The following is a 4,129-nucleotide window of genomic DNA, read 5'->3' as shown; positions in this document are numbered from 1 at the left end:
CGCAGCCACCTCACCGACCGAATGCCCCGCAACGAAGTCCGGCCGCACCCCCCACGACTCCACCAACCGGAACAACGCCACCTCGAACGCAAACAGAGCAGGCTGAGCGAAGCCGGTCCGCTCCAACAGCCCTCCGTCCTCGCCCCACACCACATCCCGCAACGGCCGATCGAGAAGCACATCCAACTCGCCCGCCACCGCATCGAACGCCGCCGCGAACACCGGATAAGCCGCATACAACTCCCGCCCCATACCAAGCCGCTGCGCCCCCTGCCCCGTGAACAAGAACGCCGTAGAACCGGCCCGCCGGGTGTACCCCGTCATCACCGCCGGGGCGTTGCGGCCTTCCGCGACCGCCGTCAGGCCGCGCAGGAGAGCATCGCTGTCCGTGCCCACGAGGGCCGCCCGGTACTCGAACGCCGTCCGGGTCGTGGCCAGCGAGTACGCGAGGTCCAGGGCATCGTGTTCGGTCGCCGACGGGAGCAGTCGCTGTGCCTGCTCGGCCAGCGCGGCCCGGCTGCGGGCCGAGAGCACCCAGGGCAGAGCGGGTACGGGCCGTCGTCGGTCGGAGGCGGGCTCGTCCTGGTGCGGTGGTGCCTCCTCCACGATGACGTGCGCGTTCGTGCCACTGATGCCGAAGGCCGAGACCGCGGCGCGGCGGGGGTGGCCGTTCGGCGCCCACTCGCGGGCCTCGGTGAGCAGCCGGGCATTGCCCTCCGACCAGTCGACGTGCGGGGAGGGCGCGTCGACGTGGAGCGTCCTCGGCATGGTCCGGTTCCGGAACGCCTGGACGATCTTGATGACTCCGGCGACACCGGCGGCGGCCTGGGCGTGGCCGATGTTCGACTTGATGGAGCCCAGCCACACCGGGTCGTCCTGCGGGCGGTCCTGGCCGTACGTCGCCAGCAGGGCCTGCGCCTCGATCGGGTCGCCCAGCCGCGTGCCCGTACCGTGCGCCTCCACGAGGTCGACGTCGGCGGCGGCGAGGCGGGCGTTGGCCAGCGCCTGGCGGATCACCCGCTGCTGCGAGGGGCCGTTGGGCGCTGTCATCCCGTTGGAGGCGCCGTCCTGGTTGACGGCGGAGCCGCGGATGACCGCGAGCACGGGGTGGCCGTTGCGGCGGGCGTCGGACAGGCGCTCCAGCAGCAGTACGCCCGCACCCTCGGACCATGCGACGCCGTCGGCCGACGCGGCGAACGACTTCGACCGCCCGTCGGGCGCCAGGCCGAGCTGCCTGCTGAACTCCACGAACATGCCCGGCGTGCCCATCACCGCGACGCCGCCGGCCAGCGCCAGCGAGCACTCGCCCGACCGCAGGGCCTGCGCCGCCAGATGCAGCGACACCAACGAAGACGAACACGCCGTGTCCACCGTCACCGACGGGCCTTCGAGGCCGAGCACGTACGACGTGCGTCCCGACACGAGGCTGCCACCGGCACTGGCCGCCGCCTCGCCCAGCCCGTAGTCGTGGTACATCAACCCGGCGAACACGCCGGTGGAGCTGCCCTTCAGCGAGGCGGGAGTGATCCCGGCCCGCTCGATGGCCTCCCACGCCGTCTCCAGCAGGAGCCGCTGCTGCGGGTCCATCATCAGCGCGTCGTTGGGGCTGATGCCGAAGAAGTCGCTGTCGAAGTCCGCGGCGTCGTCGAGGAACCCGCCCCGGCGCGCGTACGTCTTGCCGGGCGTGCCCGGCTGCGGGTCGTAGACGTCGTCGTCCCAGCCGCGGTCGCCCGGGAACTCGGAGATCGCGTCGACGCCCTCGGCGACCAGCCGCCACAGTTCCTCCGGCGACGACACGCCCCCGGGGTAGCGGCAGGCCATGCCGATGACCGCCACCGGATCGTCGTCGCGGCCGGCCGCCTCGACCGTCCGGACGATGGCCGAGCCGGCGACGGCGGCCGCCGCGCCGGTCAGCGAGGCGCCGAGGTGGTCGGCCACGGCGCGGGCCGTCGGGTAGTCGAAGACCAAAGTGGCGGGAAGTCGTTGTCCGGTCGCCGCGCCCAGCTTGTTGCGCAGTTCCACCGCGGCCAGCGAGTCGAAGCCCAACTCCTGGAATGCACGGTCGGGTTCGACGGCGTCGGCCGAGGCATGCCCGAGCACCGCGGCCACCTGGCCGCGCACGAGGTCGACCAGGACCCGGTCCCGTTCGGCCGCGTCCAGCCCGGCCAGCCGCTGTTGCAGTCCGTCGGCCGCCCCGCCGGCCGCGGCGCGTGCGCGCCGGCTGCCCGGCAGTCGTACGAGTCCACGCAGCAGGGCCGGGATCTCCTCGCCGCGTCCGCGCAGCACGGCCGGTTCGACGCGCAGCGGCACCAGGGCGGGGCGGCCCGAGCGCAGCGCGGCGTCGAAGAGTGCGAGTCCCTGTTCGGGCGGCAGCGCCGGCAGGCCCTGAGCCTCCATGCGCTCCGCGGCCAGGTCCGGTTCCCGGGTCATGCCGGTGTGCACGCCCCAGAGGCCGTACGCCATGGCCGTCGCCGGAAGCCCTTCGGCTCGGCGGTGCTGGGCGAGCGCGTCCAGGAAGACGTTGGCCGCCGCGTAGTTGGCCTGGCCGGCGGCGAGCACCAGGCCGCCGGCCGAGGAGAACATCACGAAGGCGGTCAGGTCGAGGTCCCGCGTCAGGTCGTGGAGATGCCACGCCGCGTCGGCCTTCGGCGCGAGGACGGCGTCCAGTCGCTCGGGGGTCAGAGTGCCGACCAGGCCGTTGTCGATGAGCCCCGCGATGTGCACGACACCGCGCAGAGGGTGGGGTGCGGGGATGCCGGCCAGCAGCTCGGCCAGGGCTTCCCCGTCGGTCACGTCGCAGGCGGCGACGGCGACCTGCGCGCCCAGACCGGTCAGCTCCGCGCTCAACTCGGCGGCCCCGGGGGCGTCCGGTCCGCGGCGGCTGGTCAACAGCAGGCGTCGTACGCCGTGGTCGGCGACCAGGTGGCGGGCCACAAGGGCGCCGAGACCGCCGGTTCCGCCGGTGATCAGGACGGTGCCCTCGGGGTCCCACGACTCGGGCGCCCGGGCGGCGGACGCGTCGACGCGCGCGAGCCTCGGCACGAACACCCGACCCTCACGCACCGCCGACTCGGGCTCGCCAAGGGCCAGTGCCGCGAGAGGGCCGTTCGGCTCGTCGGTGTCGACGAGCAGGAAACGGCCGGGGTTCTCGGCCTGTGCGGCGCGCACGAGGCCCCACACGGGGGCCTGCGTGATGTCCACCGGCGCGCCGTCCTCGGTGGCCACGGCCCCGTGCGTGACGACGGCGAGCGTCGCCTCCGCGAACCGCTCCCCGGCCAGCCATTCCTGTACGACGTCCAGCACACGGTGCGTGTGCGCCCGCACCACCGCCGGGACGTCACCCTCCATGGCGGCGCAGGTCAGGACCACGGTTCCGGTGACGGGTTCGCCGTCCGCGGGCAGGTCCTCCCAGGCCGTCCACTCCGGCTCGGCCCGGGCGTCGAGGGGCGACGGGGTCCAAGCGATGCGGAACAGGGAGTCCTTGCCCGGAGCGCTCAACTGCTGCGCGGACACCGGGCGTCCGACGACCGACCCGACCGACATCACCGGCCGGCCGGAAGCATCGGCCACCTCAAGTGTGAGGCTCTCCGACGTCGGCCGCGTCACCCGCACCCGCACCGCCGACGCACCCACCGCGTGCAACCGCACGTCGTTCCACACGAACGGCAGCACCGGCTCACCACCCTCGGTACCACCGACCAGAGCCACATGCATCGCCGCATCCAGCAACGCCGGATGAATCCCGAACCCCTCGACGGCGGACGCGTCCGGAAGCGCCACCTCGGCGAACAACTCGTCGCCGCGCCGCCAAGCGGACTTCAGCCCCTGAAACGTCGGCCCGTACTCATACCCGACACCGGCAAGCCCTCCATACGCCCCCGCCAGATCAATCGCAGACGCATCCGCCGGCGGCCACGCGGACAACTCGAACTCCGCCTCCGGACCAGCCGGGGCCAGCACACCCTCCGCATGCAGCGTCCACACCCCGTCCGCCTGCTCCTCCGCACGCGCATGCACCGAGACCGTACGACGGCCCGAACCGTCCCCCGCACCCACCACGACCTGGACCCGCACACCACCCGACCCGGACAGCACCAGCGGCGCCTGCAGCGCCAGCTCCTCCACAACC

1 protein-coding gene is annotated in these 4,129 nt (G+C 73.4%); it reads right to left on the bottom strand.

The features are described 5' to 3' along the window. The coding region (locus ABZY13_RS33360; RefSeq protein ID WP_356637549.1) for an SDR family NAD(P)-dependent oxidoreductase at positions 1 to 3,960 on the bottom strand (3,960 nt) is incomplete at its 3' end. Positions 3,961 to 4,129 lie beyond the last annotated feature (169 nt).

It is taken from the genome of Streptomyces sp. NPDC006610 (genome assembly GCF_040611575.1).
Taxonomy (GTDB): Bacteria; Actinomycetota; Actinomycetes; order Streptomycetales; family Streptomycetaceae; genus Streptomyces.
The sequence above is the reverse complement of the archived record's forward strand: the minus strand, read 5'-3'. Positions and strand labels throughout refer to the sequence as shown.